Raw genomic sequence first — 26,066 nt, 5'->3', positions numbered from 1 at the left:
CTAATTTTTAATCATAAAAGTATAGCTAAATTTTATCCCAAATGATAATGATAATCTTTTTGCAGTCTTAAATAAAATAATTAATCTAATTCTTATATTTTCAGTTTGTTTTATTTTACTACCATGCTATCTGTTAAAATATAAAAATCGGCTACAGAGCTGATACAAATTACGAGGAGTGTTATTATGGTAGAAGAACAGGTAGAAAAATTAAAAAAAGTGGTGGAACTTGTTGATAAGGTTCAGGTTAATCCTGATGTGACTGTCGACTATTTTATTCCTGGTGTTTTGGTTACAGAAAACGTCAAAGGACATGATGAAGCAAAGGGCCCGTATATTCAATTTACGTATGCTGTAAACGGTACTGATTCACATATACAGATTGTACCTTTAACGCTCAATGACCTTGAAAAAACTCCTGAGGATCTTGCAAACTATATTACGTTTTCTCTAGAAACGTTTATGGCTGAAATGGACTCCCGCCAATTTGGTGCACAGTAAAAACCTCTCTGCGACCCAGTGATTTAAAGCTATTTGAGCCTCTTTTGGCCCATAGCTTTAATTTGCCTTTCTCTTTTACCCACTGCCTTTTATCTTATGTTTAGGCTCAACAACAATTCAGTAATATACACAAATTAAAAAATATTATATCAAAAAAAGATGAGAATATGCCAAATTTAAAAGAGTTAGCCCAAGCAGCTATGGACAAAGAAGAAAAGAACAAACCGAGTTTAGCAGAACTGGCACAGGCAGCAGTAGAAAAACATGAAAAAATCATTGAAGACAACTATGCAAAAAAATTGGCGCAGGCAGACAAAGAACCAGTTGCTCAAGCAGTCAACAATATAGAGCTTGCAAGAACTTTAAAGGAAAAACTTTCAAAAGAACTTTTTGGACAGGAACAGGCTATAAATACTGTTGTCAACAGTATGAAAAATGATATCAGTGAAAATAAAAAAGCCCCGAAAGCTACATACCTCTTTTTGGGTTCTCCTGCAACCGGAAAAACTTTTTTGGCTGAGCTTATGAGTGAACATCTGCCAAAATATAAAATCATGAAGTTTGATATGACACAGTACCATCAACAAAATGGTGGTGAACTCTATGGCTATCCTGCCGGATGGAAAGGCTACGGTGTCGGTCAACTGACAGGCTTTGTACACAGAAATCCCAAAGCGATTATAGTGCTTGATGCTTTTGAAAAATGTGACAACATAATTCAGAGTAATCTTCTGGGTATATTTGAAGGCGGCCAGTTACGTGACGGCTGTGGATGGGACAAGGTTACAGATGCTCCCTGCAGTGAAGATCCAGACATTATATACAATGAAGAAAACGCCAACTATATGGTTGATTTTACACAGGCAATTTTTATCATCACTACCAGTCTCGGAAAAGAGCTTTATCTTGACAACCGTTTTAAAGACCTTGTAAAACAGGATTATATTCAGGCTGAATCTATGATTCTTGAAGCCATTAGACGTGAAAGAAAAAGGGACAGCAGAAGCGGTGGCTGGCAGGAAGCAATTTTGCCGGAACTGGTTTCCAGGTTTTCGCAGGCGAATATCTGTCTTTTTAACAAACTGAACTACGATGCCTATGCGAATATTGCAAAAAAAGTATTTTTACAATATAAAGACGGATTCAAAGAAAAATACAACATTGAATTTTCAGTTGAAGAGAACTTCGATGATTTTTTAAAAATACAAATACTGAACTTTGCTCCGGAACTGGATGCAAGACGTATAAAAGACAAAGTCAGCACCACTTTTTTTGACAGAATTACCGCATACATAATGGACTCAGGCATACAAACCGGTGAGTTTGTTAAAATTAAAGTCTCCCTCTCAAAAAGTTCCCTCAATTATCTCAACGAAACAGTCAATCCTCTTATAGAAGATGAAACACTGGTAAAAGAACTTTTCAGAAAAAACATTACACTTGATGTAGAAGACAGCATTACCAGCAAGCGGGGCGTTATAAGCTATAAGATTTTTAATATTAGATTTAAACAGGTGACAAAGATCAAAGACTTCAGTGAAGACGGATTGGTTTTTGACATACCGAATGTCTCTTTTGATGATATAGCAGGACATTATAAAGCAAAACAGAGACTGCAGGAGGTCATTAACTTTTTTAAAGAGCCCAGGCTTTTAGAGAGTTTTGATGTTGCACCGCCAAAAGGTATGCTTCTTTACGGACCGCCGGGAACAGGGAAGACAATGCTGGCAAAAGCTTTTGCCAAAGAAGCCGAGTTGCCTTTTATTGCTATAACCGGGCTTGAACTTCTTGACCCTGTAAAAACAAAACAGGTTTTCAGCAAAGCAAAAGAGTATGCACCTGCTATTGTCTTTATAGATGAAATAGATACCATTGGCAAACGCGGCGGAGAAAACGGAAAAGAGGTTCCAATAAACAAGCTTCTCTCCGAAATAGATGGTTTTTCTGATACAAAAGGTGAAAATATTTTTGTTATAGCGGCAACCAACTATAAAGAAAACATTGACAGTGCAATCATCAGACCCGGTCGTATTGAAATTCATATCGAAGTAAACAATCTTGACAAAGATGCCAGAGAGTATTTTTTAAATAAAATCATACAAAACAAACCTTCAAGCGGTTCTTTTGATATGAGCAGACTGCTTATGCACACTGCAGGATTCACCGGTTCACAACTTGAATTGTTAAGCAAAGAAGCCTCATTTTACTGCTTAAGACATGGCTTGCCTGCTATAACACAGGAAATTTTGGTTGAACAAATCAATGCTATTAAGTATGGCGAAAAACAGACCTATCTCTCTGCGGAACAGATATTTGAAGAGACAGCTATTTATGAAGCAGGACGCGCTGTTGCATCCAGGATACTGATGCCTCATATCCATATAGAACATATAAGCTTGACGCCTCGGGACAACAATGAGCATTTTATTTCTCATGATTATAATGAAATTCAGGACAATATGACCGTAAAAGATTTTAAAAACAGAATATTGGTCTCCCTGGCAGGCAGGACTTCACAGATTAAGCGTTTTGGCAGCAGTGACGGAATGAATTCCGGTGCGTTAAATGATTTGCAACAGGCTACACATGATGCCTATAAAGCAATAGCACATTATGGAATGGACAAAGAAGTCGGCTACATTAATATCAACGGAATTATGGATGCACAAAAAGGAAGCGGTGTCAGTAAAGATACAGAGCACTACCATACAAAAATCGACAAAGCACTTGAAAGATGGATGAATGAGGGTGAGGAAAATATTAAAAACTTTATTGATGAACACTGGAATGTTATCGAAAAGCTCGCATCTCTTCTTCTTGAAAAAGAGATTATTTATGAGGATGAGCTCGATACAATTATAGGTCTATCTCTGAAAAAATAAGACTACATTGCATGTCCCAAATGCAAGGCCATCTCCGAATCCCATTTGGATACATGTAAAACCAGCCACTTTTTGAAATCAGTTTCTAAAAAATCCTGCAGTTCAAGGGGGCTTTTCAAAACAAGCCATCTTTCAAAAAACTTTGCAATCTTTTCTCTCATTGTATCATGGTCATTCTTGTGAACTTGGTAATTGGTATAATTATTTTGTTTCATCATCTCTTCTTCTGTCTGAAAATGGTCTTCAACATCAAACAAAACAACTTTAAAAAGCTCATCAATTTTTTCTATATCTTTTGCCACGACTGCATCATAAAAACTGTTAATAATCTCAATTTCCTCGTCATGAAGCATATTAATCACTTCATTGCTTACCTGTTGTACCTCATGCGGTTTAATCAGCATATTTTTATCTCCTTTTACTTGCCATAATACGCTCAAGCATCGAATCAAGCTTTCCGGTTGAGCGTATTTCGATAACTGATGTCACTACTCCGTGCAGGGCAACATAAATTAAATATTGCGCAAGCTCTTTTGCCCCGCTTTCTTGCGCTTTTTCCTCAAGTATCTCTTTTTGCAGTTTATTTACACTGAATCCAAGTTCAACTGCAGGCTCTTCTGTAGACAAGCCTGCATCCGAGATACTGAAAGTCTGTGCTCTGAGCGCTACAACTTTTAAATATGCCCGAACATCATCAAAACCATTCTCCTGTGCTCTTAAATCTATCGTCTCTTTTTGCGCAGGTGTCACTTTAAAGTATATAGCAGTTTTTTCATCTGTCAAAATTTATTTCCTTCTTCTTTTAAGGAAATATTATATAATTCTTTTCCTTAGCTGGTACAAAAAATAAGAAAGTAAATCCTGAGTACTGCCCTCTTTTTAGCCCTCTGCATGTAATATTATTCTATGAAACTTAATGATATGATTTTACAAACACCCTACCTTTTACTCGACAGTGATTTTTACAGCTTTATGATATAGCAATGCTCAAAGCCAACCCAAAATATGTTTTAAAAAACTATATGCTGCAAGAGGCGATACTCCTTGCCCAAAAAGGTGATTTTTCAATGGTACAGACACTTTTGCACATTGCAAGAAAACCTTATGATGAATTACCTGAATTTGAGCATTTTACACAGGAAACACCCGAAGAGTACAAGAACATCGGACTTTCATGTTCATCATAGATTCTAAATCTTGAGTTTATTATTTATAAACTGTTGCGAAAACAGAGTTCCTTTTTTCTTAAAAACTTCGGCAATCTCAGACACATAGACTTCATCAACACTTAAAGAGAAAAGTTCCAACCATCTGTCAAAACTTTCTCTGCTGATTTGGGGAAGTTTAATATGTGCACCTATGAAGTTTCCTTTATAGGTTTTTTGACCAAGCATCTTGGCCAACCAAAAATCAGCCAAAAGATCAATATGCTCAACCCACTCTTCACTTTGCATATCATCTCCGAGTTCATGGATAAAATAAGGTCCCAGTATTGTATCTTCTATGGCTTTTTCATAAAACAAAGTCATCATAACTGTAAGGTTTTTTCTGGTAATTTCGCTCTGAGGTTCTATTACTCATCCTTTTTCTGGAATTTTTAAGCGAAAGTATAGCAAAATTCATAATATAACTGAATTTTATACCTCTTTTAAAAGAGGCAGTGTCTCTAAAAGTTTTTCACAATATTCCCATTGATCAAGAGTTTCCCTCCATTGAGAATTAATTGCATCTACGCCAAAGTATGCACCAAGTACCATGCCTATGGCAATTGCCCGTGAAGCGTTGTCTCCGCCAACCATAGCATTCGCAGCCAGAGCCTCGTTAAGTCCGTTCTTGTTTTCAGCATATTTAAGTATAAAATAGACCGAACCCGGTAAAGTTCCCTGTGTGGGAGATGCTTTTCCTACTTTAATAGGCTCACTTCTTCCCACATCCCAGAGTTTTGCCATAGATGTCAGTGCCAGATCATCACAGAACTTCTCTTTTGAGAGTTCGCTGTTTTCATCTGTTGCTTCTTTGTGTTTTACTATGGCCTGCGCCACCTTGTTTTCTATAAAGCCGCCCATCTGTACTGCCACTGTTTCAATGGCATCACGCGGAGTTGAACCGTTAATGACACGATATGTAACTCTGGCAAAAAATTCACCTCCCTCAAGTGCTTCGGGATGACGATGTGTAAACATAGCCTGGCGTGCAACACGGGCAAGTGTTTCTTCATTGTCATAATAGGCATGGGCTGCTACATGACGGATGGCTGTGGCGTTGGAGCCTCCACCCAAACGCTCAACAGGCACACCTTGTTTCACCTGCGCATAGGTCTCTTTTGTCATCGTACAAATCCATGAGCCCCATCCGTTTTCCAAACGATTCATCCAGTGTGGCAGTAATGAAGCGACATCAAATTCTCTTGGCGGATTAGCCGTAGCTGCCAGATGTTCTAAAATGACTATATTGTAATCGCCATAGTCAGTAGTTCCGCCTGCTTTTTTTCCGGGGTGATAATTACGTTCTCCCCACCCTATTCCATGTGTCTGTCCGCCCATCATTTCACCCGGACTCATAAATTTTTCTATCGATTTATTTCCGTATGCTTTGTAGATTTTCTGTGCGTCATACTCATAATGCGAACCCAGACACAAAGCATCGCCCGCCAGTGCACCGAAAAAGGCACCTTTTATCGAAGATTTCTTGTTTTTTAACATATTTTTTCCTTTTACAACTATTATACCACTGCGACTTTGACCCAAAGAAGTTGAAATGCATACTCAAAAATAGTTCAAATATTCTTAAGAAAAAAATATTTGACTTTTTATAATAATTTTGCTAAGATATCCCTTAGTTGAGTCTTCCTGTATAAAGAAGATTAACTCAAGGAGACTAATATGAATTATTATGAAACAATACCGGAAAAAGAAAAAATTAAATGTATATTATGCCAACACTATTGCCAAATGAAAGAGGGGCAGGTGGGTGTGTGCGGTGTCAATAAAAATGAAAACGGAGCACTTAAAACACTTGTTTACGGGCATCCGAGTGCACTGAATGTTGATCCTGTCGAGAAAAAACCGCTCTACCATCTCTTACCGGGGACTACAGCCCTCTCTTTTGGGACAGTCGGCTGTAATTTCAAATGCCCGTTCTGCCAGAACTGGCAGATTTCACAAGAGCATACAGTCGATGAAAGCGTCTATATTTCTCCCGAAAAGATGGTTGATCTGGCTTTGGAGAACGGTGCTTCTTCCATTGCCTACACCTACAATGAACCGACTATATTTTACCCGTATGCCAAAGATATCGGCGTCATTGCAAGGCAAAAAGGACTGAAAAATATTTTTGTCACAAACGGATTTGAAACCCCGGAAGTTGTCAAAGATATGGCCTCGTGGCTTGATGCTGCCAATGTAGACCTTAAAAGCTGGGACGATGCCTATTACAAAAAAGTATTAAAAGGCGGACTTGAAGCGGTCAAAGAGACACTCAAAGGTATGGTCAAAGAAGGTATCTGGGTGGAAGTGACGACACTTTTAATAGAAGGCGATAATGACAGTGATGAAGATTTAGAAGCAATGGCATCATTTATAGCCAATGAGCTCGGCGTACATGTGCCCTGGCATTTGAGTGCCTTTCATCCTGATTACAAAATGCAGGATCACGAATATACAAAACTGCAAACCCTGCAGCGTGCCAGTGATATAGCAAAAAAAGCAGGTTTATTGTATGTTTATATGGGAAATGTTCCCGTCCACGGCGATACCTACTGTCCGGATTGCGGGACTTTGCTTATAGACAGAACAGGCTATGCAGTCACAAAAAATTCTCTCATTGAGGGACATTGTCCAAAATGCGGACGAGTTATAGAAGGAGTATGGAAATGAGTATAAGAAAAGATGCAGTTGCCGGGCAGTTCTATCCCGCAAGCAAAAAAGAGATACAAAAAATGTTCACTCATTACAATAAAATAATAGATGAGTCCATAAAAGACGAGTCAGTCCTTGAATTAAAGCCAAGAGCTGTTATTGTGCCGCATGCAGGCTATGTTTATTCTGCATTTACGGCAAATATCGCCTTTAGATTACTAAAAAATTCTCATGCAAAACGTGTGGTGGTGATTGGACCGAGTCACCGTGTCTATTTAAACGGTACAAGTGTTGCGGAATATGACAGTTATGAAACACCGCTTGGAAACCTGCCTATAGATAAAAAACTTGCAAATGAATTGATAGAGAAATTCGGCTTACATTTTCAGCCGGACGCCCATGCAGAACACTCAACAGAAGTACAGATGCCCTTTGTAAAAAACTATCTGCCGGAAGCTTCTGTTGTGGAACTTGTCTATGGAAATGAAAATCCGTCCAATTTGGCAAAAGTTATTGAATATTTGTTAGAGGATGAAGATACTGTTGTTGTCATCAGTACGGATCTGAGCCATTATTATGACATTGAAAAAGCAAAAACTCTTGATACCGTTTGCCTTGATGCCGTAGCCAATCTCAATCCTGCTGAGTTACATCAGGGCTGTGAAGCCTGCGGGATTATAGGCGTAGAAGCGATGCTGATAGCAGCAATACAAAACGGTCTGAAACCGACACTGCTTGATTACAGAACCAGTGCAGATGCAAGCGGAGACAAGTCACAGGTAGTCGGTTATATGAGTGCCGCATTTACAAAGTAGTTTTACTTCAAAACAACCCACAAATGACTGTACCAGTACCAGGCATCTCCTTTTGCATGGGCGGTACACGTATAATGGTTTCGCGGATAGAGCAAGGGTTCTTTTGATTGTACTTTCACAGTTTTTTCATCAAGCCACTGCATGTGTAGTTTTTCCCCCTCAGCGGTAAAACACTGTAAGTCTTTTAAAGGCTTTTGCAGTGTTAAGGTTAATACAGGGGGATTGTTCGCCTGTGTCACCAGCGTTTCCTCACTTGAAACAGCTTCTAAAGGCAAAGGAAGCGTATTTATTTTCACTGCAAACTGCTTCATCTCTCCAAAACCTCCCGACATTGGAAACCGTGTCAAAGCCATAAAGTTGCTTTTGTCTGAAATCGGACCAGAGTTTTGCGCTACGCCGATATAGCCTAAACTTTTGACAAATTCCATCAGTTGTTTGTCATATTCGCCAAAAGGATACGCCAGTATTTTAGGGTCAGTACAGACTTTCTTGCCCAGTTCTTTTTCTATTTTTGCTTCACACATCTGTATCTCTTTTGTAACATGTTTTTTATAGTTTTTTGGATCTTTTATGCCATCGCGCACTAAAAACTGATGGGAATAGGTGTGGTTTGCATACTCTGCACCGTATTTTCCCATCTCACGCATTTCATCCCAGGTCAAATAATGAACAGACTCATGCACAACAGGAACAGAATTGACAAATACAGTAAAAGGAAATTTGTATTTTTTAAGCAAAGGATAGGCTTTTGTATACACACTGCGATATCCGTCATCTATAGTAATTGAAACCGTTTTATCCGGAAGTTCTTTTTTTTCAATTAAATATTTTACTGTTTTAGAAAACGGCCAGACAGTATAGTTGTTGTCTGCCAGGTATTGCATCTGTTGTGTAAATAGTTCCATAGATATACTCGTAGAGGGGTATCTGTTTTCATCAAACCGATGGTACTGCAAAACAACAGCATGGTTTTGGTGTGCCAAAAGAGAGCTTTGCAAAAGAAATACAGCAAGTAAATAGTGTGTCAATGTTTTCATGCTCTTATTATATCTTTATTTGATTTAGATAAAATTAGCGTATTATTTTTAAAGGCAGATTCTTATATGAACAATTATACAAAAAAACTTCTCTATCTTCTTCTGACATTTATAACGCTGATTGCCGGCTATGCCTATCTGCGTTATGCATATAAAGTGACAGACAGCACTCCTTTTACTCAGGAGATTGTCCTCATCATTCTTGGTACTATTGCAACAGTTTTTATCACCGCGCTCCTGCTGAACAAGCAGACAGAAGTTGAAATAGAAAAAGAACAGAATATCAAATTTCTTGATTTAAAAGCGGCAACCTACGAAAGACTTTTGGACTTGATGGAGAGCATGTCAGAACAGTCTCTTCTGACGGACAAAGAGATAACAAAACTGCGATTTGTGACACACAGACTTGCTATTTTTGCCTCACCTGCCGTTTTGAACGAATACAATAACTTTCTCAAAGTCATTTCCATACTTTCCAAAGACGGAACACTCAGCAACGATGACCAACAGTTGGGAGAAGCACTCGGCAAACTTACCATACAAATAAGATTTGATCTGCTCAATGAAAATCCTCATCAAAAGAGCTATACAGCAGAACAGATAAAAAGAATGATTAAAAAGAATTCTGACAGTTCATCGAGTATCAATATAGACTAGTCACCCCAATGCAGCTTTTCTTTTAAAACATCAAAATAGTTGAATTCGTCTCTGTGAATGAGCTTGACTCTTTTTTTGGCCAGTTTTATATGTATGCTCTGCCCTATTTCGAGTTCATGCTTGTCCTGTCCGTCTATGATAAGCAATGCTTTGTCTTTTGGTGTTTTCATCTCTATGGAGAATTTCCCCGGTAAGACCACAGGTCTTTGTGTCAAAGAATGCGGACATATTGGAGTCAGGGCAAAAACATTTGTCAGAGGAAACAAAACGGGACCTCCTGCTGAAAGATTGTATGCGGTTGAGCCTGTCGGAGTAGCCACTATCACACCGTCACCATAATAGGTATTGAATGCTTTTGAATCAACCAGGGTCTCTACATGTATCATATTTGAAACGGAAGCCCGTGTGATAACAATGTCATTAAAAGCATAAAGGACAACTTCTTTGTTGTTTTGTATAAACTGGGCTTCCAAAATAGATCTTTCATCCACTCTGTAGTTGCCTGCAACCAGATTGGCAACAAACTCTTCTAATTCGTTGAGGTTGATATCCGCCAAAAATCCGAGAGAACCGGCATAAATGCCAAATATCGGCACATCATACCGAAAAGAGCGTCTGACAGTCGATATAAGTGTTCCGTCTCCTCCAAGCGTTACAAGAATATCGGAGTTTTCACACAGATATTCAAATTCCATCCCCATTACACCTATCATGCCCCCGCTGATACTGTCTATAATTACTTCTATGTTATGTTTGTTAAAAATTTTTTCAAGCTTAAAATAGCTCTCTTTGAGTTCAGGAGTGGACGGTCGTAAAACAACACCGACTTTTTTAATTGTATTTGTTTTCAAAATTGCTCATTTGTGTAATAATTTTGTTAATTATACTATATTTAGGTATAATCGCGAAAATTATTTATATAGGACTCTATATTTTGAGAACTCATTACTGTACAGATTTAAATGAAACAAATGTTGGAGAAGATGTCGTTCTTACCGGCTGGGCGAATAATTATCGTGACCATGGTGGAATTATTTTCATAGATTTGCGTGATAAAACAGGACTTATTCAGCTTACATGTGACCCTGAAGACTCTAAAGAAGCGCATAAAGTTGCAAACAATGTCCGTGATGAATATGTTTTAATAGTCAAAGGAACCGTTCGTCTTCGCGGAGAAGGTTTGACAAATCCCCGTTTGAAAACCGGCGCTATTGAAATTATTGTAAAAGAACTGATTATAGAAAACAAATCTGCTCCTACTCCTTTTGTCATTGGCGATAAAAATGTCGGTGAAGAGACAAGATTGAAATATCGTTACCTGGAACTTCGTGATCCTGATATGTATGAAGTTTTTCGCCTGCGTTCAAAAGCAGCGATTGCGGCAAGAAATATTTTGGATAAAAACGGATTTTTGGAAGTTGAAACACCGATTTTGACAAAATCGACTCCCGAAGGCGCCAGAGACTATTTGGTACCGTCTCGTGTGCACAATGGTGAGTTTTATGCCCTGCCACAGTCACCACAGCTTTTCAAACAGCTCTTGATGGTTGGCGGATTTGACAGATACTTTCAAATCGCAAAATGTTTCCGTGATGAAGACTTGCGGGCAGACCGTCAGCCTGAATTTACGCAGATAGATGTTGAGATGAGTTTTTGTAATCAAGAAGATGTTATGAAAATAGCCGAAGATCTGCTTGTAGCAATGTTTGATGCCTGTGGTGTTGAAATCAAGCCTCCTTTTAACCGTATTACATATAAAGACGCTATGGAATTATACGGCTCTGACAAACCGGATTTACGTTATGACCTTAAAATGGTAGATGTCATTGACATTTTTGAACGATGTGATAATGAAATATTTACAAATATTGCAAAAAAACCGCATGTTAACCGTATTAAAGCGCTCAAAGTTCCAGGTGCTGATCTGATATTTTCAAAACGTGAAATGAAATCTTTTGAAGAGTATGTACGTAAGTTTGGCGCGCATGGTCTTGGATATTTCCAGATGAAAGAAGACGGGCTTAAAGGTCCTCTGACCAAGTTTTTCTCTGAAGCAGACATAGCGCTTATCATTGAAAGAACCGAACTTGAAGTCGGTGATGTTGTTTTCTTTGGTGCAGGTGACAAAAAAACGGTATGGGATTACATGGGAAGATTCAGAAATTTCATTGCCGAGCATGAAAAAATGAATCTGATAGACGAAAATGCTTTTGAATTTGTATGGGTTGTCGATTTTCCAATGTTTGAAGTTGAAGACGGTCGCGTAAAAGCGCTGCACCATCCGTTTACCATGCCAAAAGACACAGACAAAGATGATGTAGAAGAGATAGAGTCTATCGCTTATGACATCGTTTTAAACGGTACAGAACTTGGTGGCGGATCTATTCGTATACACAAAGAAGAGATACAGGAAGAGGTCTTTAAACTGCTTGGAATCGAAGAAGAAGAGGCGCAGGAAAAATTCGGTTTCCTGCTTGATGCTCTTAAATTCGGTGCACCTCCACACGGTGGTTTTGCTTTAGGATTTGACAGACTCATTATGCTTTTAACGAAAAAAACAAGCATTCGTGATGTTATTGCATTCCCTAAAACACAAAAAGCGTCCTGTTTGTTAACTAAAGCACCAAGTCCTGTTGACAATGCACAACTGCGTGACTTACATATACGCCTGCGTGAACAAACAAAGGCATAATATTATGTCGCATACAAAAAAACTCTTTCTTATTATCGGAGCTCCAGGCTCCGGTAAAACTACAGATGCTGAACTCATAGCACAACACAACCCTGATATCACACACTACTCTACCGGTGATATGCTGCGAGCCGAAGTTGCCAGCGGGAGTGAACGGGGCAAAGAGATACACAGATATATCTCAAAAGGCGAAATTGTTCCTATAAATATCGTTATAGAGACAATCATCAATGCTATAAAATCTTCTCCGACTGACATTATTATCATCGACGGCTATCCAAGAAGTGTAGAGCAGATGCTTGCACTTGATACCTACCTGCAAAAGCATAAAGATATTGAACTTTCCAGTGTTATTGAGGTAGAGGTAAGCGAGGAGACAGCCAGGCAAAGAGTGCTTGGACGCGCCAGAGGTGAAGATGATAACAACGAAGTCTTTAACAACCGTATGAAAATCTATATGGAACCTTTAGGGCAGATTAAAGATTTTTATACGCAAAAAGGCATTTTAAAAGTCATTTCCGGTGAGCGAAGTATTGAAGAGATAGTTCACGAAATGGAAAGCTTTATTCAATCAAAAATCTAAAGGCCTCAACGGTGCAAAAATTCATTTTAAAACTTTTCCCCGAAATTATGATCAAAGGACCCTCTGCAAAACGCCAGATGGTCGGTCAGCTCTACAACAACCTGCTCACAATTTTACAGCGTATAGACACAAAAATCGAAGTCAAAAAATTCTCTGACAAAATGGAAGTTTTAACCCCCGAAGATGTTTTGCCCGAGGTAAGACAAAAACTTTTGGATACTCCCGGCATTGAGCAGATTCTTGAAGTGCTGCAGTTTGACGACATGGATACTATTGAGAAAATCAAAACAAAAGTATGCGAACTTGTTGCCGATTCTTTGGATGACAAGACATTTGTTGTCAGAGTAAAGCGAACCGGAAAACATACTTTCAGTTCCATAGATATAGAAAGAACAGTAGGCGGGCATCTTTTGGCAAACTCAAATGCAAAAAGTGTTTCTTTAAAACATCCCGATGTGATTATACAAATGGAACTCATCCAAAATCAGCTCAATCTCATTACCACAAAGTACAAAGGACTCAGCGGATTTCCTATTGGCACACAGGGCGATATTCTCTCTTTGATGTCCGGTGGTTTTGACTCTACCGTGGCTTCGTATCTGACAATGAAACGGGGCATAAAAACACATTTTATTTTCTTCAATCTTGGCGGTATGGCGCATGAAATAGGTGTGAAACAGGTTGCCCTCTATCTTTGGAACAAATTCGGATCTTCTCACAAGGTCAAATTTGTCTCCGTTGCCTTTGATGATGTGCTTACAGAAATTTTCAGAGCAACACCGCCGACGTACATGGGTGTTATGCTCAAACGTTTAATGCTTAGAGCATCCGAACAGGTAGCCGATGCTATGGAGATTGATGCCCTTGTGACCGGTGAGAGTGTTGCGCAGGTATCAAGTCAGACACTTCGTAACCTTGCGCTCATAGACCAGGTAACGAACAAGCTTATTTTGCGTCCTCTCGCAACAATGAACAAGCCCGAAATTATGAACATGGCCAATGAAATCGGCACACGCCATTTTGCTGAAAGTATGCCCGAATACTGTGGTGTTATTTCTCAAAATCCAATTACGCACGGTTCTTTCAAGCGTATGGAAAAAGTGGCAGAAAAATTTAACTATGATATACTTGATGCAGCAGTGCAAAATGCACAATATTTAAGTATTGATGAAATAATAGATGACATTACAAATCTGGCACCTGTTGAAGTTGTTCATACTTTGAAAAACGGTGATTTTACGGTGATAGATATTCGTCCGGAAGAAGAGTGTATTGCGCTTACATGTAACACGCTCAAGATACCTTTTCACAAACTAAAAACAGAGTTTGACAAGCTTCCACAGGACAAAGAGTATCTTCTGTACTGTGACAAAGGCATTATGAGCCAATTGCATGCACAGTACTTGCGGGATGCCAAAGGCTGTGAAAATATCCGGGTCTACCGACCCGAATCATAGCAGACGGTTATTCACCGAGTTGTGAAACAATCGCTTTTTCAACATCTGCAATATCAGCAGTGCCGTCAACTCTGATATATTTGATATTCGGATTTTTTTCAGCCTGTTCTTTGTAGTAGTCTATGAGCGGTTCTGTCTGCTCATGGTAGACTTTCAGTCTGTCCTGTACCACTTCTTCTTTGTCATCATCACGCTGTACCAAATCTTCACCCGTTTCATCATCCTTGCCTTCTACTTTTGGCGGATTGTAAACAACATGATAGGTTCTCCCACTTGCCAGATGCGCGCGTCTTCCTGACATACGTTTGACTATCTCTTCATCCGGTACATCTATCTCTATCACAGCATCAATCGCAATTCCTGCATTCGTTACTGCATCTGCTTGAGGCAGTGTACGAGGAAACCCGTCTAAAAGATAGCCGTTTTTACAGTCATCCTGTGCAATTCTGTCCTTGACAAGTCCTATAATAATCTCATCTGTCACGAGCTGTCCCGCATCCATAGCCGCTTTTGCCATTTTTCCCATCTCAGTTCCCGCTTTGATTGCGGCACGAAGCATATCGCCTGTAGAAATCTGCGGGATATTGTACTTCTTGGTTAAAAACTGCGCCTGTGTCCCTTTTCCTGCACCCGGAGCGCCTAAAAGAATTATTCTCATTTATTTTCCTCCTCTTCTTTAAATCCAAAATCTTCTTCATCTTCACACTCTTGAGCAGCCAATATGTCCGCTACAAGCTCTTTTGCCTCTTCTTCTTCCATATCACCGTTTTTAATGTCTTCTATAACATCTTCGAGGTCAGATTTGAATTCACGGAGTTCTTCTATTTCCTCTTTGGCATCCTGTGTTGCCTCTTTGTTTCCGGCTATCTCTTCAAAAATCTCATCGAGTCTTTCTGTAATATCGGGAATAACACTTTTCGTCAGCAGTTCTTCTAATTTTTCTATATGTGACATTTTCTGTCCTTATGAATTGTTTATGAAATAATACTATAATTATGTAAAAAAGTAATGCTATGAACTTTTATGCAGTTATTATTGGAACAGAAATTCTTAACGGAAGACGCGTTGACAGGCATTTTGATTTTTTAAAGAATGAACTTGCAAAATACGGACATGAACTTTGTGCCTCTTTTGTCATCAAAGACGATGTCGGACTGATGAAACGCACCTATAAAATGATACTCGACGACAAAGAAGCAGTGATGTTCTCTTTTGGCGGCATCGGTTCGACTCCCGATGATTTGACACGGGAGGTGGCCGCGGAAGTTTTCAGAAATTCCAAGCCCGTAACACATGAAAAATTCAAACAAGACATTATCAAAAAATTTGGTGACGAGGCATATCCCCATCGTATACACATGGCGGAGATACCGCCAAATGCAGAACTTCTGCCAAATCCGGTAAACAATATGTCCGGTTTTGCTTTAGACAGGAGGTTCTTTTTTATGCCGGGTTTCCCCTCGATGTCCCATCCAATGAGCAGTAAAATAATAAAAAAATATTTTTCACAGGCAAGGAAAAAATACAGATATACACTGCTGGCAGAAACAAGTGAAAATACACTCATTGATGTTATGCAAAAACTCCCAAAAAACATTGAGCTTTCTTCCCTGCCAATTTTTATACAGAACAAACCGAATGTGGAACTCTCTTTAAGCGGAGAAAACAATGAAGAAGTAAAAAAATATTTTGATATGTTTCAAGAGGAACTTTCACGCAAACATATACCATTTAAAAAATTATAAATCAAAGAATTTTATCATGTTAGTTTGATTATTGGTACTTTTATTGCTTTTATCTCTTATATATGTTGTTTATCTTAACACCTCATAAAAATGAGTTTAAAGAAAAAGAGGAACAGCATTGCACTTTTAACATATAAGAGAAAATAAAACTATGGCATTAATAATGAATAACCATGTCTTCAAAGGGCATAAGACTTTACTGGGCAATAAATTTGTAACATATAAAGAACTGAACCTCCCGAGTCGTACCGATATATACCAATACGCCAAGAACGGTTTTGACTGGGGAAACACCTCAAAAGGTGCCTTGCAGCTTGCTTTTGCAATACTCTACCAACTCAGCAATAAAGAAACAGCACAGATGTATGCAAAAGAGTTTTGTGAAGATGTTGTCAAACAGCTTAATTCCCGCGACTGGGTTTTAGAAGCTTCAAATGTTCTTGCCTGGATGGATACGAATTGTACTACAGTTACTGAGATACAGCAAAAAAAACCAAAACAAAAAAGATTAAAACCTGCAAACAAAAAAATCAAAAAAGACAAATCAAATGTTGTCAAAGATATTTGCAAAGAGCTTCAAATCACACAAAAACAACTCGCCGAAGTCCTTGAAGTACCCGAAGGCACCGTCAGCAGCTGGGCTGTTAAAAATGAAATTCCCAGACTCGGCAAAAAAGCCATAGAATTTTATATACAAAATACAAAAAACCAAAAAATCGTTGACAGCTACAGAAGTTTTATAGAACTTCTGCAAGCATCATAACAAGGATACCCTTGAAACCAAAAGACGAAGTGACAAGAAGTTTGTTAATTGACAAAAACACATGGGATGAAGCGATGAAATACTCACGCAGTCGCTACAAAATGAGCCTGAGCAAAGTTGTTGAATCTTTGCTTCAGGAATGGCTTGCCAAAGAGAAAAGGAAACCTCTCGACAACACAAAACAAAAGAAGTTTTTTGAATAAACTACCTTGCATATCCGGTATTTTTAGGCGCAGTTTCATCATAGTCAAAAAGTTCGAGTATGCTCTTTTTATTCATTTTTCTGGCAAAATCTACGGCACTGAAACCTTTTAAGTCCCGTACATTTTTGTCGGCACCATGTTTTAAAAGAAGTTTGGCAATTTCAACTCTTCCGTAACATGCTGCACCCATCAATGCGGTAAAACCGCTTTTTCTTGTCGTTTCATTTACTTTTTTACCCTGCTCTATCAGATGTTTGACTATTTCAATTTTATCATAGGTAATTGCCATATCAAAAATACTGACACCTTCATCATCGCAGTCAAAAATGTCTGCCCCGTTGTTTATGAGCAGCATTATTGTCTCATCTGAGCACTGTGCACGTAATGCACAGGCAAGTACAGACTCTCCCGCCTCATTCTTTTGGGAAAGTTTCCCGCCATTTTTTATATGTTTTTTTATACCAAGATAATCATCGTTTTTTAGTAGTTCAAGCCAAGTGTTCAAAATATTCTCTTTTTATTTTATTATTTAAATTATATACTAAACTTCGTTAGTAGTTTTTAAGTATAATTGCAAATCAAATTAATTAAGTGAGAATTCAATGGACGTTATTCAAACAGCAGATGCATTTAAAGCATTGGTAAACAATATTAAAACAAACACAACCGGATACAAAGATCCTTTGGCTTTTGGTATAGCACGAGTAGACTTGGGACAGTTAAATGTCAACAAGTCTCTTCAGGCGACCTACCCGGTAATCAACTGGGATGAAAATTTTGGCAGTGCCGCGATTTTCATCCAGGCACTTGCAGATCAGGGAATTACAGTAGATTTTACACAAAATGAAGTCGTATGTGACATAAATTTACAGTTTTTAAAAGATTGTCTCAATGCTTTTACCCCTTATTCTGACGAAGCACACGGTGATGCACACAAAAACATTCAAGTAGTTTCAGCACTCTATTCTCAAATAGTAAACAACGGAAGTCTTGAAGGCGAATTCAAAGTATGCTTTATATTTGAAGATGCGCCTTGCGAAAGTGTAGAAGCAACCTATCTAAAACTGTATGCAATTTCTCTTGCAAAAGTAGGACTTCGCGAAATCAATCTTAACGGTGCCTTCGGTGCATTGCCGAATGTTGCATGGTCTAACGGACAACCGATAGAACTTGATTATTTACGAGAGTTTGAAATTGAACTCAAACTTGCAAATGAGTATCCGCATATTGATTTTGTAGACAAATTTCCAAGATTTTTACAGCACATTATTCCTGCAGACAATACACGTATACTTGACACTTCCAAAGTACGTTTCGGTGCACAGCTTGCAGCCGGGACAACTGTAATGCCGGGGGCTTCATACATCAACTTTAATGCAGGAACAACCGGTGTAAGCATGGTTGAAGGTCGTATTTCTTCTTCTGCGATTGTTGGTGACGGTTCTGATGTCGGAGGCGGTGCTTCAATTCTTGGTGTACTAAGCGGTACTGACGGAAACCCAATCAGTATCGGCAAAAACTGTCTTTTGGGAGCCAACTCTGTTTGTGGTATTCCTTTGGGGGATGGCTGTATTATAGATGCCGGTTTGGCAATTCTTGAAGGAACAAAAGTAGGTATTTACCCAACTGAACTTGAAAAAATCAGAGAAGTAAACAAAGGCATAGCTATTGAAGGGGAAATTTTCAAAGCAAAACAACTCTCTTTTTTCAATGGACTTCACTTCAGACAAAACTCTCTAACCGGAGAAATCACTGCATCACGATCTACTCGAGAAATTAAACTCAACGCTGACCTGCACTAGGTTTAGATAAATATTGAAGAACTGTTCTTCAATATTTATTATATTTTGGCACTTAGCTGCTTACACTCTGCTAACAGATTTTTTTTACAATACTGCAGATATCAACAAAAGGGGAAATCATGAAAAAAACTATTATCAGCCTGTCACTTATCACTACTGCCCTGCTTTTTGGAAATGACAATATCAATACGACACAGTTTTTAAACAGCGCGATTGAAGATGCGTATGACATACATGACACATTTAAGAACAAAACAGATACTCTGCTAAAAAGTGATGAAGCTTTACAGGCTTATGCCAAAGAAGTTGTAAATTTTGAATCAAAACTTGAAACATTTCTAAACAACAGCACAAAAGAATTTCAATCAACAAAAGATGCACTCAATGCCTTGGATGATGTAGAACAGTTAAGTACACAAATAACAGTATTGGCAAAAACAACAGCTTATCTTGCAGCACATCAGGCTGACAATACAAATGAGAGCTACAATAATACTATACAGACAATGTCAAAAACAATACTCAGACTTTCCGATGATATTGGCACTATGGCAGATAGAATTGGTGAAATGGCAGACAAAATTGGTGTAATGGCAGACAGAATTGTACAAACACAAGAAATTCAATCCAAAAACTACACTGCAACCCTGCAGTTATCTCAATATGCTATGAATCTGGCTTCCAACCAAGGCGAAGCTTCCCGTAATATGTCAACAAACAACTTAACAACTTCTATGTCAAATAGTATGCAGAGTCAAAATATGAATCAAAACAATCCCCAGGGCAGTATTCCTATGCGCTAAAACTTTATGCTATAATTAGAACATATGAGGAGGCGTTTATGAGTATTTCAAATAATATTGCATCCATTCAGGCAAATACAAATGTCCTGAATGTCACTGCAAATAATATTGCAAATGTCAATACAGAAGGATTTGTCCCAAAAGATGCAAAAATATCCACTCAGTCTAATTCTTTACATGTAAACATAAGAGAAGCAGACAACAACGGTTCAAAAAAGAGTCAAACGGATTTGGCAAAAGAGATTCCTGATGAAATTATTGCCCAAGAGAGTGTAGCAGTGAATGTCAATGTCATTAAAACCCAAAATGAGATGATGGGAACACTTTTGGATATAAAAACATAATTAACGGGTCACAATATTCATACTTTTGAGATTTTTTAAAAAAGAGGCACTCTCATCAAAATCAGACAAGTTGCTTCCCAGTTGAAGAGTGCTAAAAACTGTTTTACCAATGATATATCTTCCCTCAACGCCATGCCTTAGTGTTTTTATGCCCCAGAGATTTTGAAAAACAACTATCTTGTTGTTTTTCGTTCCAACATACAAAGCTATATGCCCTTTTCTGTACAACAGAGTTTCAAAAGGGACTCCGTATCGTTGAATCATTTTTATTTTTTTCTCATCAGAGATATTTTCTAAAGATATGACTTTGCCTACTCTGCTTTGCTGATAAGAATTTCTTGGCAACCAGATACCAAACGGTGCAAAAAAATCTCTTAGCGTAGAAGAACAATCTCTCTGATTGTATATGCCACCCCATCCGTAGTTTACATGTAAGAGTTCGCCCATTACAAGATTGATGTTTTTTGCATTAAATTTCAGTATTCCCTTATGTCCGATTTTCCTATTGACTGAAGTGTTTACACAATAGGGTTCTTTCAACATGTATGCTGCTATAGTTAAAATGTGAAACTCTTTTTGATTTTGGCTGATGATTGGAAACATTGTTCCCAGAGTGGATTTAAATAAAAAATCTTTTTTGGGTGTATACAAAGGAACATTGTCCTGTAAAACAAATACCTGTTGTGCCTTTTGCCACATTTCTGCACATTTCCTGTCCATATAGACAATGTCTCGTGCGTGTACCCATCCGTAAGCAAAGCTGGACTTGACAAATACCCACTCTCTGTCTTTTGAATAGTGTGAAACAAAAAGCGGCTTATTCGCGGCAACGGTAGAGTTTTGCATGTAGTCAAAAGGAAAGCCCTCGCCTGCTTTATTCGGGTCTCTCAAAACCGGCCTGGTGGTAGGAAAAGCTCTGATACTCACCTTTCTCAGGGTAATTGCCTGTTTGTTTACACTGGAATAGGCTTCAAAATTAGAATTATTTTTTATTTGTTTAAAAAAACTATCATCAAGTGGCTGTAAATTTTCCCCATAACTGTTTGTTGCATCAAATAATTTATATGCCCACATCGCATTTTCTAACGGAATATCCATGCTGTCAATATTCCACGGCTGAAAATACATTGTGGCAAATTTTTCTAATGACGAAATATAGCCCTTGTTTATGGCATGTGCATACTCTGAAACATCTTGGGAAATTCCGCTCAAACCTTTGATATATTCTGCTTTTGGCAACTTCTTATGAGAAGCAGTCTGTGAGGTTGTCTGCGAACATCCACTTATCAGGACAAGCGCTAAAGATAAATACAGATACTTCAAAAAAATCCTTTAATCTACATCACCAAATCTGCTGACAACCCTGCCAACAACTTCAACCTGATTTGCATCAAGTGTTTGTGTACTATAGACAGAATTGTCAGAGATTATATCAAGTTTTCCGTCAATTCTCTTTTGTACACGTTTTATAAAAAGTCCTGCTTCGGTTCTTATGGTAAAAATACCGCCGCGATTGATATCTGTCTTGCTTCTGTTAATAAATACAATATCATTATAACTAAAAGTAGGCTCCATTGAGTCACCCGAAACATTAATAGCTTCTATATTTTGCAGCTCTTTTTCTCCACCGAGCATAAATACAAACTGCTCAGGAATTTCAAGCTCTTCTATCTCTTCAGACTCTATGTCACTTCCTCCTCCTGCACTGGCATTGATGTCGGAAAAGTATTTGACCATATAGAATTTATTTGTTGCTTCAACCAAACTTTCAGGAGACTGTCCATACAAAAGCCAGTTTATAGAGATACTTCTTTTGGCACAAAAATCCAGTAATTCGTTAAATGGAATTTTGTTACGTCTTTTCATTGTTGCAAAATTCATCTGCGAAATACCCAATACCGCAGCAACATCTTTGTCAAAAACTTTTTTCGGAGCAACTTCATCAGAGATAATGCTTTTAATCTCTTCCACTATATCCAAGAAACTATTCATTTTGAACCCTTTTTATATTGATTTGCAACAGTATAGTCTAAAAATCAAAGAATGTCAAAAAATATTTGGCAATTTGAAATATTTTTTATATTTTTTTTGAATTGTTGTACTATTAGTACATATTTATATAAAGGATGAAAAATGTCATTACTTATAAAAAATGCAGAGAGTTTGTTTGAAAAGTTTGAAAATCATTTAGAAAAATGGGCAGAAAAATTATTTTAGGATTTGAGATCTTTGTCTTTTTCACGTTCTTGCGATTTTGTTTTGTGATAGCCGGCAAATATAAAAACCATAAATAAGACAAACAAGAGTGTCATAACCGTATCAACCAAACTGTTCATTGCTTACTCCTCGGTAAAGGTAGAATAATTTTGACGGATTGCATCATAAAGAATTATTCCCGTGCTGATAGCAAGATTAAGACTGCGCCCGTCTTTTGTCATAGGAATAGTTATATTTTGTGCTTTATATTTGTTTAACAGATCTTCCGGTATTCCTTTTGTCTCACTGCCAAAAAAGATATAATCACCTTCTTTGAATTTGGCATCAAAATAGGGTTTGTCCGTTTTTGTTGTAGCAAAATAGGCATTATCAGTTATATCGTTACATGTAAAGAATTCATCAATACTTTCCCACACTTTCAAATCAAGCTTATTCCAATAATCAAGACCTGCCCGACGAACAGCTTTTTCATCTATATCAAAACCTATAGGTTTAATTAAGTGCAGCGAAGCCCCTGCATTGACACAGAGTCTGCCTATCGCTCCGGTATTGTTTGGTATTTGCGGATGTACCAATACTATGTTGAATGCCATTAAAAAATTACCGTTCTGTTTGCATAGGTAAAAATTCTGTCTTCGAGAGCCAGTTTCAATGCTTTGGAAAGAACTACTTTTTCAACATCTCTGCCGGCACGCTGCATATCTTTCCAGCTGTAGGCATGTGTTACATGGATTGTCTCCTGTGCGATAATAGGCCCTTCGTCAAGATTGTTGTTTACAAAGTGTGCTGTCGCTCCAATGATTTTCACCCCTCTGTCGTAGGCTTGTTTATAAGGATTTGCACCTATGAATGCCGGTAAAAACGAATGGTGTATATTTATGATTTTATTTTCAAATGTTTCAACAAATCTTGGTGTCAGGATTCGCATATATTTTGCCAGAACTATAAAATCAACTTCTTTGTAACTTTGAATAGCCTCAATAATTTTACTTTCATGTTCCTGACGCTCCAATCCCTGATGAGAAATCGTGATATAAGGAATATCAAACTTTTTTACAAATGATTCCAAATTATCATAATTGGAAATAACCGCTACAATATTTGCCTCAAGTTCACCCGCTTCATGACGGATCAGAATATCGCCAAGTGCATGAATCTCTTTTGTTGCCATTATTATGATGTTTTTTTTCTCAGGTTTTACAATTTTTATGCCGGAGTGTTCAGGCAATACTTCGTGTAAAGCTTTAAGCAGTTCTGTATTATCAACATTCCCGTCAACAACACTACGCATAAAAAACTTGTTGCTTTCCCTATCAACAAACTCACTGTTGGACAGAATATTCAGATCATAACTGTAAAATATACTTGAAACTTTATGTACAAGTCCTTTTTCATCATTTGCATCTATTAAAACTCTATATTGACTCATCTACAGATTTCCTTTTTCCAGCTTTTCAACACGGGCGTCTATTGTTGCCAAAGTATATTCTAAAAAGTTAAGTGTCATGTCTACTTTGGCTTCAATATTTGCATTATTTGGCGCTTGAAAACCTTCAAAAAGGACCAAAAGCCTCTCTCTTATGGAGTTCAAATAAATTAATTCACTTTCCATGGATGTATGCGCATCATCTTTTTGCTGCGGGCGTTCTTCGGTTTCCTCAGCAAAAGTTTCCTGTTGCACTTCTTTTACACTCTCTTGCGGCAGTTCATCTTCCATTTCAGCCAGTGTTGACAATATGACATCTTTTAGTTCCATGCTTTTAATAACCACCTTTCAAACTCTTTGAACTCAACTTCGGAATCCATCTTTAAAAAATACTCTTTCATTTGAACATTTACATGTAAAAACTTTTTTCTCATACCGGAGAGTCTTCGTATAGCAATTTTGGCATCACTGTTATTTGGGTCTTTTTTTAAGACTTCCTTATAAATTTCCAATGCCTCTTCTTTTAAACCTTGCAGTTCATAAATATTTGCCAAAGTCAGAGTCTGCATATGAAATCAGCCTACTTTTCTATGTAGTTTGCAATAATTGAGCCCATTTCACTTGTTGAGCAGACTTCTTTTGCATCAAACTGAGCCAAGTCGCCTGTTCTGTAGCCTTCGCTTAATGTTTTTTTGATGGCATTGTCAATTTTGTTGGCAGCCTCTTCTTCATTAAGTGCATATCGAAGCATCATTGATGCAGAAGAAATAGTTGCTATAGGATTTGCAATCCCCTGCCCTGCAATATCAGGGGCTGAACCGTGAATAGGTTCATATACACCGATTTTAGCACCGATGGAAGCGGATGGCAGCAGTCCTATGGAACCCGAGAGCATACTTGCCTCATCACTTAATATGTCACCAAATATATTTCCTGTAAGCATTACATCAAACTGTTTTGGATCGCGGATAAGCTGCATAGCGGCATTGTCCACATACATATGGGAAAGTTCTACTTCCGGATACTCTTTTGCCACTTCTTCGACCGTCTCTCTCCATAACTGCGAAACATCCAAAACATTTGCTTTGTCAATCGAGCATACACGTTTGCTGCGAGTCATTGCAATTTTAAATGCCTGATGGGCAATACGCACGATTTCATCGCGTGTATACACCATAGTGTTCCAGCCTTTGGTTGCATCGCGTCCTTTTGGCTCACCAAAATAAATACCGCCGATAAGTTCGCGAACCACCATTAAGTCAACACCCCGGACAACTTCCGGCTTTAATGAAGAAGCATTAACGAGTTCATCATATACAACTGCCGGACGCAAATTGGCATACACACCAAGCTCTTTTCTAAAACGCAAAAGACCGCTTTCAGGACGCTTTTCACGTGGAAGAGTGTCCCATTTTTCACCGCCGATAGCACCAAAAAGAACAGCATCGGAATTCAATGCTCCGGAAATTGTCTCTTGAGGAAGCGGATCACCTGTAATGTCATACGCACATCCGCCCATTAATAAATCTTCATATTTCAGAATAAACCCGCTGTATGATGCAACTGCATCCAAAACTTTTACAGCCTCGTCAATAATTTCAGGACCAATTCCATCACCTTTTATCAGTGCTATTTTGTATGATTTCATCTATTTTTTTCCTTCTACTTCATTTTTTGCAAAGTTCATTAAACCGCCTGCATCTATCAGCTCCTGCATAAAAGCAGGGATCGGAGTAAACTTATATGTTTTATCTGTACTTTGGTTTGTGATTGTGCCTGCATTCATATCAATACTGATTGCATCACCCTCCTGAATCTCATCTGCTTCTTTAAGTTCAAATATAGGCAGCCCCATATTAAATGCATTTCTGTAAAAAATCCTGGCAAATGTAGGTGCAATGATGGCAGCAACACCGGCAGCTTTTAATGCAATCGGTGCATGTTCACGAGAACTTCCGCATCCAAAATTTTCGCCTGCGACGATAACATCCCCGGGAGACATTTTATTTACAAATTCAGGATCAGCATCTTCCATTACATGTTTTGCCAGTTCTTCTGGTACTGAAGTATTTAAATATCTTGCAGCAATAATCAAATCGGTATCTATATCTTTTCCAAATTTCCAAACTTTTCCATTTATGTTTGCTTTTTGCATCTAAAATCCTATTGTTTTTACTAAATAATTTTGCGATTATATCTAAAATGTTATATGAAGTTAATTAAAAAATAATTTTACAAAAGAACTGCATTAATATTAATAAATATCAATGCAGTTGCACAGC

The 26,066-nt window shown here is 38.1% G+C and carries 33 protein-coding genes; 15 read left to right on the top strand and 18 right to left on the bottom strand.

The genetic code is table 11. The features are described from left to right. Nucleotides 1–186: 186 nt before the first annotated feature. On the top strand, nucleotides 187–501 hold the full coding sequence (locus MNY28_RS01985; protein ID WP_151900340.1) for a hypothetical protein: 315 nt from the start codon (nucleotides 187–189) through the stop codon (nucleotides 499–501). Nucleotides 502–668: 167 nt separating this feature from the next. Next, nucleotides 669–3,383: an AAA family ATPase gene (locus MNY28_RS01980; protein WP_346388751.1), complete on the top strand. Its 2,715-nt coding sequence runs from the start codon at nucleotides 669–671 to the stop codon at nucleotides 3,381–3,383. Nucleotides 3,384–3,385: 2 nt separating this feature from the next. Here MNY28_RS01980 and MNY28_RS01975 read toward each other — a convergent pair whose 3' ends face one another. After that, complete coding sequence (locus tag MNY28_RS01975; RefSeq protein ID WP_151900342.1) at nucleotides 3,386–3,787, bottom strand: hemerythrin family protein; 402 nt, start codon at nucleotides 3,785–3,787, stop codon at nucleotides 3,386–3,388. 4 nt (nucleotides 3,788–3,791) lie between these two features. After that, a complete protein-coding gene (locus MNY28_RS01970) occupies nucleotides 3,792–4,166 on the bottom strand; it encodes a hypothetical protein (protein WP_151900343.1) in 375 nt (124 codons plus the stop codon). A 200-nt stretch (nucleotides 4,167–4,366) separates the two neighbouring features. Between MNY28_RS01970 and MNY28_RS01965 the strand changes: the two genes are divergently transcribed. Further along, complete coding sequence (locus tag MNY28_RS01965) at nucleotides 4,367–4,570, top strand: hypothetical protein (protein WP_188110064.1); 204 nt, start codon at nucleotides 4,367–4,369, stop codon at nucleotides 4,568–4,570. 3 nt (nucleotides 4,571–4,573) lie between these two features. On the opposite strand, the gene MNY28_RS01960 is transcribed toward MNY28_RS01965, so the two are convergent. Both MNY28_RS01960 and MNY28_RS01955 read right to left on the bottom strand, forming a co-directional pair. Beyond that, nucleotides 4,574–4,915 carry a group III truncated hemoglobin gene (locus MNY28_RS01960; protein WP_151900344.1) on the bottom strand — a complete coding sequence of 114 codons (342 nt, stop codon included), beginning with the start codon at nucleotides 4,913–4,915 and terminating at the stop codon, nucleotides 4,574–4,576. Between the two features lie 105 nt (nucleotides 4,916–5,020). Continuing rightward, nucleotides 5,021–6,085, bottom strand: coding sequence for an ADP-ribosylglycohydrolase family protein (locus MNY28_RS01955; protein WP_346388750.1), 1,065 nt, complete (start codon nucleotides 6,083–6,085; stop codon nucleotides 5,021–5,023). A gap of 180 nt (nucleotides 6,086–6,265) precedes the next feature. On the opposite strand from MNY28_RS01955, the gene amrS reads away from it, so the two are divergent. Then, on the top strand, nucleotides 6,266–7,258 hold the full coding sequence (amrS, locus tag MNY28_RS01950; protein WP_346388749.1) for an AmmeMemoRadiSam system radical SAM enzyme: 993 nt from the start codon (nucleotides 6,266–6,268) through the stop codon (nucleotides 7,256–7,258). Continuing rightward, a complete protein-coding gene (gene amrB / locus MNY28_RS01945) occupies nucleotides 7,255–8,055 on the top strand; it encodes an AmmeMemoRadiSam system protein B (protein ID WP_151900347.1) in 801 nt (266 codons plus the stop codon). The genes amrS and amrB overlap by 4 nt, the downstream gene beginning before the upstream one ends. Before the next feature lie 2 nt (nucleotides 8,056–8,057). Here amrB and MNY28_RS01940 read toward each other — a convergent pair whose 3' ends face one another. Beyond that, complete coding sequence (locus MNY28_RS01940; protein ID WP_346388748.1) at nucleotides 8,058–9,092, bottom strand: polysaccharide deacetylase family protein; 1,035 nt, start codon at nucleotides 9,090–9,092, stop codon at nucleotides 8,058–8,060. A 66-nt stretch (nucleotides 9,093–9,158) separates the two neighbouring features. Between MNY28_RS01940 and MNY28_RS01935 the strand changes: the two genes are divergently transcribed. Then, nucleotides 9,159–9,749, top strand: a complete 591-nt coding sequence (locus MNY28_RS01935; protein ID WP_151900349.1) for a hypothetical protein — start codon at nucleotides 9,159–9,161, stop codon at nucleotides 9,747–9,749. Here the strand turns inward: MNY28_RS01935 and MNY28_RS01930 are convergent. Continuing rightward, nucleotides 9,746–10,600 (bottom strand): NAD(+)/NADH kinase, encoded by an 855-nt coding sequence (locus MNY28_RS01930; protein ID WP_346388747.1) that lies wholly within the window; start codon nucleotides 10,598–10,600, stop codon nucleotides 9,746–9,748. The genes MNY28_RS01935 and MNY28_RS01930 overlap by 4 nt on opposite strands. A gap of 83 nt (nucleotides 10,601–10,683) precedes the next feature. Here MNY28_RS01930 and aspS point away from each other — a divergent pair, with 83 nt between their 5' ends. Genes aspS through thiI form a run of 3 tightly spaced genes read left to right on the top strand, consistent with a single transcriptional unit; the run spans nucleotide 10,684 to nucleotide 14,481 of the window. After that, a complete protein-coding gene (gene aspS / locus MNY28_RS01925) occupies nucleotides 10,684–12,441 on the top strand; it encodes an aspartate--tRNA ligase (protein WP_346388746.1) in 1,758 nt (585 codons plus the stop codon). 4 nt (nucleotides 12,442–12,445) lie between these two features. After that, nucleotides 12,446–13,024, top strand: coding sequence for an adenylate kinase (locus MNY28_RS01920; protein WP_346388745.1), 579 nt, complete (start codon nucleotides 12,446–12,448; stop codon nucleotides 13,022–13,024). A gap of 11 nt (nucleotides 13,025–13,035) precedes the next feature. Further along, a complete protein-coding gene (gene thiI, locus MNY28_RS01915) occupies nucleotides 13,036–14,481 on the top strand; it encodes a tRNA uracil 4-sulfurtransferase ThiI (RefSeq protein WP_346388744.1) in 1,446 nt (481 codons plus the stop codon). A 7-nt stretch (nucleotides 14,482–14,488) separates the two neighbouring features. Here the strand turns inward: thiI and adk are convergent, their stop codons facing one another. Together adk and MNY28_RS01905 are read right to left on the bottom strand one after the other, a co-directional pair. Continuing rightward, the gene (adk, locus tag MNY28_RS01910; protein ID WP_346388743.1) at nucleotides 14,489–15,139 is read right to left on the bottom strand and encodes an adenylate kinase; all 651 of its coding nucleotides are present in this window, start codon (nucleotides 15,137–15,139) and stop codon (nucleotides 14,489–14,491) included. Then, nucleotides 15,136–15,435, bottom strand: a complete 300-nt coding sequence (locus tag MNY28_RS01905; RefSeq protein WP_151900355.1) for a hypothetical protein — start codon at nucleotides 15,433–15,435, stop codon at nucleotides 15,136–15,138. Before MNY28_RS01905 ends, adk begins: the two co-directional genes overlap by 4 nt. 59 nt (nucleotides 15,436–15,494) lie before the next feature. Between MNY28_RS01905 and MNY28_RS01900 the strand changes: the two genes are divergently transcribed. The 3 genes from MNY28_RS01900 to MNY28_RS01890 all read left to right on the top strand — a co-directional run bounded on the left by MNY28_RS01900 (nucleotide 15,495) and on the right by MNY28_RS01890 (nucleotide 17,192). Then, a complete protein-coding gene (locus tag MNY28_RS01900; protein ID WP_346388742.1) occupies nucleotides 15,495–16,226 on the top strand; it encodes a molybdopterin-binding protein in 732 nt (243 codons plus the stop codon). Nucleotides 16,227–16,389: 163 nt separating this feature from the next. After that, a complete protein-coding gene (locus MNY28_RS01895) occupies nucleotides 16,390–16,989 on the top strand; it encodes a DUF6166 domain-containing protein (RefSeq protein WP_346388741.1) in 600 nt (199 codons plus the stop codon). An 11-nt stretch (nucleotides 16,990–17,000) separates the two neighbouring features. Continuing rightward, nucleotides 17,001–17,192 carry a hypothetical protein gene (locus tag MNY28_RS01890; RefSeq protein WP_151900358.1) on the top strand — a complete coding sequence of 64 codons (192 nt, stop codon included), beginning with the start codon at nucleotides 17,001–17,003 and terminating at the stop codon, nucleotides 17,190–17,192. A 1-nt stretch (nucleotide 17,193) separates the two neighbouring features. Here MNY28_RS01890 and MNY28_RS01885 read toward each other — a convergent pair whose 3' ends face one another. Further along, nucleotides 17,194–17,697, bottom strand: coding sequence for an ankyrin repeat domain-containing protein (locus MNY28_RS01885; protein WP_151900359.1), 504 nt, complete (start codon nucleotides 17,695–17,697; stop codon nucleotides 17,194–17,196). Between the two features lie 97 nt (nucleotides 17,698–17,794). Here MNY28_RS01885 and MNY28_RS01880 point away from each other — a divergent pair, with 97 nt between their 5' ends. The 3 genes from MNY28_RS01880 to MNY28_RS01870 all read left to right on the top strand — a co-directional run bounded on the left by MNY28_RS01880 (nucleotide 17,795) and on the right by MNY28_RS01870 (nucleotide 20,141). After that, the gene (locus MNY28_RS01880) at nucleotides 17,795–18,994 is read left to right on the top strand and encodes a tetrahydrodipicolinate N-succinyltransferase N-terminal domain-containing protein (protein ID WP_346388740.1); all 1,200 of its coding nucleotides are present in this window, start codon (nucleotides 17,795–17,797) and stop codon (nucleotides 18,992–18,994) included. 119 nt (nucleotides 18,995–19,113) lie between these two features. Beyond that, nucleotides 19,114–19,797 carry a hypothetical protein gene (locus MNY28_RS01875; RefSeq protein WP_346388739.1) on the top strand — a complete coding sequence of 228 codons (684 nt, stop codon included), beginning with the start codon at nucleotides 19,114–19,116 and terminating at the stop codon, nucleotides 19,795–19,797. A gap of 38 nt (nucleotides 19,798–19,835) precedes the next feature. Next, entirely contained in the window at nucleotides 19,836–20,141 is a 306-nt protein-coding gene (locus MNY28_RS01870; protein WP_346388738.1) for a flagellar basal body protein, read from the top strand. Here the strand turns inward: MNY28_RS01870 and MNY28_RS01865 are convergent, their stop codons facing one another. The 9 genes from MNY28_RS01865 to MNY28_RS01825 all read right to left on the bottom strand — a co-directional run bounded on the left by MNY28_RS01865 (nucleotide 20,142) and on the right by MNY28_RS01825 (nucleotide 25,939). Then, entirely contained in the window at nucleotides 20,142–21,464 is a 1,323-nt protein-coding gene (locus MNY28_RS01865) for an SH3 domain-containing protein (protein ID WP_346388737.1), read from the bottom strand. Nucleotides 21,465–21,473: 9 nt separating this feature from the next. Further along, on the bottom strand, nucleotides 21,474–22,133 hold the full coding sequence (locus tag MNY28_RS01860; protein WP_151900364.1) for a LexA family transcriptional regulator: 660 nt from the start codon (nucleotides 22,131–22,133) through the stop codon (nucleotides 21,474–21,476). Nucleotides 22,134–22,354: 221 nt separating this feature from the next. After that, on the bottom strand, nucleotides 22,355–22,477 hold the full coding sequence (locus tag MNY28_RS01855) for a hypothetical protein (RefSeq protein ID WP_269138909.1): 123 nt from the start codon (nucleotides 22,475–22,477) through the stop codon (nucleotides 22,355–22,357). A 3-nt stretch (nucleotides 22,478–22,480) separates the two neighbouring features. After that, nucleotides 22,481–22,951: a tRNA (cytidine(34)-2'-O)-methyltransferase gene (locus tag MNY28_RS01850; RefSeq protein WP_151900365.1), complete on the bottom strand. Its 471-nt coding sequence runs from the start codon at nucleotides 22,949–22,951 to the stop codon at nucleotides 22,481–22,483. Beyond that, entirely contained in the window at nucleotides 22,951–23,787 is an 837-nt protein-coding gene (gene purU, locus MNY28_RS01845; protein ID WP_346388736.1) for a formyltetrahydrofolate deformylase, read from the bottom strand. The genes MNY28_RS01850 and purU overlap by 1 nt, the downstream gene beginning before the upstream one ends. Beyond that, the gene (locus MNY28_RS01840; RefSeq protein WP_346388735.1) at nucleotides 23,788–24,114 is read right to left on the bottom strand and encodes a hypothetical protein; all 327 of its coding nucleotides are present in this window, start codon (nucleotides 24,112–24,114) and stop codon (nucleotides 23,788–23,790) included. Beyond that, entirely contained in the window at nucleotides 24,105–24,353 is a 249-nt protein-coding gene (locus MNY28_RS01835) for a tetratricopeptide repeat protein (RefSeq protein ID WP_151900368.1), read from the bottom strand. The genes MNY28_RS01840 and MNY28_RS01835 overlap by 10 nt, the downstream gene beginning before the upstream one ends. Nucleotides 24,354–24,364: 11 nt before the next feature. After that, the gene (gene leuB, locus MNY28_RS01830) at nucleotides 24,365–25,432 is read right to left on the bottom strand and encodes a 3-isopropylmalate dehydrogenase (protein ID WP_151900369.1); all 1,068 of its coding nucleotides are present in this window, start codon (nucleotides 25,430–25,432) and stop codon (nucleotides 24,365–24,367) included. Continuing rightward, entirely contained in the window at nucleotides 25,433–25,939 is a 507-nt protein-coding gene (locus MNY28_RS01825; protein ID WP_151900370.1) for a 3-isopropylmalate dehydratase small subunit, read from the bottom strand. Nucleotides 25,940–26,066 lie beyond the last annotated feature (127 nt).

Origin of the sequence: Sulfurimonas sp. NWX367 (assembly GCF_039667065.1) — a bacterium.
GTDB lineage: Bacteria > Campylobacterota > Campylobacteria > Campylobacterales > Sulfurimonadaceae > Sulfurimonas > Sulfurimonas hydrogeniphila.
The sequence above is the reverse complement of the archived record's forward strand: the minus strand, read 5'-3'. Positions and strand labels throughout refer to the sequence as shown.

What these genes read in the sequence shown, in the direction of transcription:
- MNY28_RS01985 (WP_151900340.1), top strand. Translation starts at nt 187, where the DNA reads ATGGTAGAAGAACAGGTAGAAAAATTAAAAAAAGTGGTGGAACTTGTT.
- MNY28_RS01980 (WP_346388751.1), top strand. Translation starts at nt 669, where the DNA reads ATGCCAAATTTAAAAGAGTTAGCCCAAGCAGCTATGGACAAAGAAGAA.
- MNY28_RS01975 (WP_151900342.1), bottom strand. Translation starts at nt 3,787, where the DNA reads ATGCTGATTAAACCGCATGAGGTACAACAGGTAAGCAATGAAGTGATT.
- MNY28_RS01965 (WP_188110064.1), top strand. Translation starts at nt 4,367, where the DNA reads ATGCTCAAAGCCAACCCAAAATATGTTTTAAAAAACTATATGCTGCAA.
- MNY28_RS01960 (WP_151900344.1), bottom strand. Translation starts at nt 4,915, where the DNA reads ATGATGACTTTGTTTTATGAAAAAGCCATAGAAGATACAATACTGGGA.
- MNY28_RS01955 (WP_346388750.1), bottom strand. Translation starts at nt 6,085, where the DNA reads ATGTTAAAAAACAAGAAATCTTCGATAAAAGGTGCCTTTTTCGGTGCA.
- amrS (WP_346388749.1), top strand. Translation starts at nt 6,266, where the DNA reads ATGAATTATTATGAAACAATACCGGAAAAAGAAAAAATTAAATGTATA.
- amrB (WP_151900347.1), top strand. Translation starts at nt 7,255, where the DNA reads ATGAGTATAAGAAAAGATGCAGTTGCCGGGCAGTTCTATCCCGCAAGC.
- MNY28_RS01940 (WP_346388748.1), bottom strand. Translation starts at nt 9,092, where the DNA reads ATGAAAACATTGACACACTATTTACTTGCTGTATTTCTTTTGCAAAGC.
- MNY28_RS01935 (WP_151900349.1), top strand. Translation starts at nt 9,159, where the DNA reads ATGAACAATTATACAAAAAAACTTCTCTATCTTCTTCTGACATTTATA.
- MNY28_RS01920 (WP_346388745.1), top strand. Translation starts at nt 12,446, where the DNA reads ATGTCGCATACAAAAAAACTCTTTCTTATTATCGGAGCTCCAGGCTCC.
- adk (WP_346388743.1), bottom strand. Translation starts at nt 15,139, where the DNA reads ATGAGAATAATTCTTTTAGGCGCTCCGGGTGCAGGAAAAGGGACACAG.
- MNY28_RS01905 (WP_151900355.1), bottom strand. Translation starts at nt 15,435, where the DNA reads ATGTCACATATAGAAAAATTAGAAGAACTGCTGACGAAAAGTGTTATT.
- MNY28_RS01900 (WP_346388742.1), top strand. Translation starts at nt 15,495, where the DNA reads ATGAACTTTTATGCAGTTATTATTGGAACAGAAATTCTTAACGGAAGA.
- MNY28_RS01895 (WP_346388741.1), top strand. Translation starts at nt 16,390, where the DNA reads ATGAATAACCATGTCTTCAAAGGGCATAAGACTTTACTGGGCAATAAA.
- MNY28_RS01880 (WP_346388740.1), top strand. Translation starts at nt 17,795, where the DNA reads ATGGACGTTATTCAAACAGCAGATGCATTTAAAGCATTGGTAAACAAT.
- MNY28_RS01875 (WP_346388739.1), top strand. Translation starts at nt 19,114, where the DNA reads ATGAAAAAAACTATTATCAGCCTGTCACTTATCACTACTGCCCTGCTT.
- MNY28_RS01870 (WP_346388738.1), top strand. Translation starts at nt 19,836, where the DNA reads ATGAGTATTTCAAATAATATTGCATCCATTCAGGCAAATACAAATGTC.
- MNY28_RS01860 (WP_151900364.1), bottom strand. Translation starts at nt 22,133, where the DNA reads ATGAATAGTTTCTTGGATATAGTGGAAGAGATTAAAAGCATTATCTCT.
- MNY28_RS01855 (WP_269138909.1), bottom strand. Translation starts at nt 22,477, where the DNA reads ATGAACAGTTTGGTTGATACGGTTATGACACTCTTGTTTGTCTTATTT.
- MNY28_RS01850 (WP_151900365.1), bottom strand. Translation starts at nt 22,951, where the DNA reads ATGGCATTCAACATAGTATTGGTACATCCGCAAATACCAAACAATACC.
- purU (WP_346388736.1), bottom strand. Translation starts at nt 23,787, where the DNA reads ATGAGTCAATATAGAGTTTTAATAGATGCAAATGATGAAAAAGGACTT.
- MNY28_RS01840 (WP_346388735.1), bottom strand. Translation starts at nt 24,114, where the DNA reads ATGGAACTAAAAGATGTCATATTGTCAACACTGGCTGAAATGGAAGAT.
- MNY28_RS01835 (WP_151900368.1), bottom strand. Translation starts at nt 24,353, where the DNA reads ATGCAGACTCTGACTTTGGCAAATATTTATGAACTGCAAGGTTTAAAA.
- leuB (WP_151900369.1), bottom strand. Translation starts at nt 25,432, where the DNA reads ATGAAATCATACAAAATAGCACTGATAAAAGGTGATGGAATTGGTCCT.
- MNY28_RS01825 (WP_151900370.1), bottom strand. Translation starts at nt 25,939, where the DNA reads ATGCAAAAAGCAAACATAAATGGAAAAGTTTGGAAATTTGGAAAAGAT.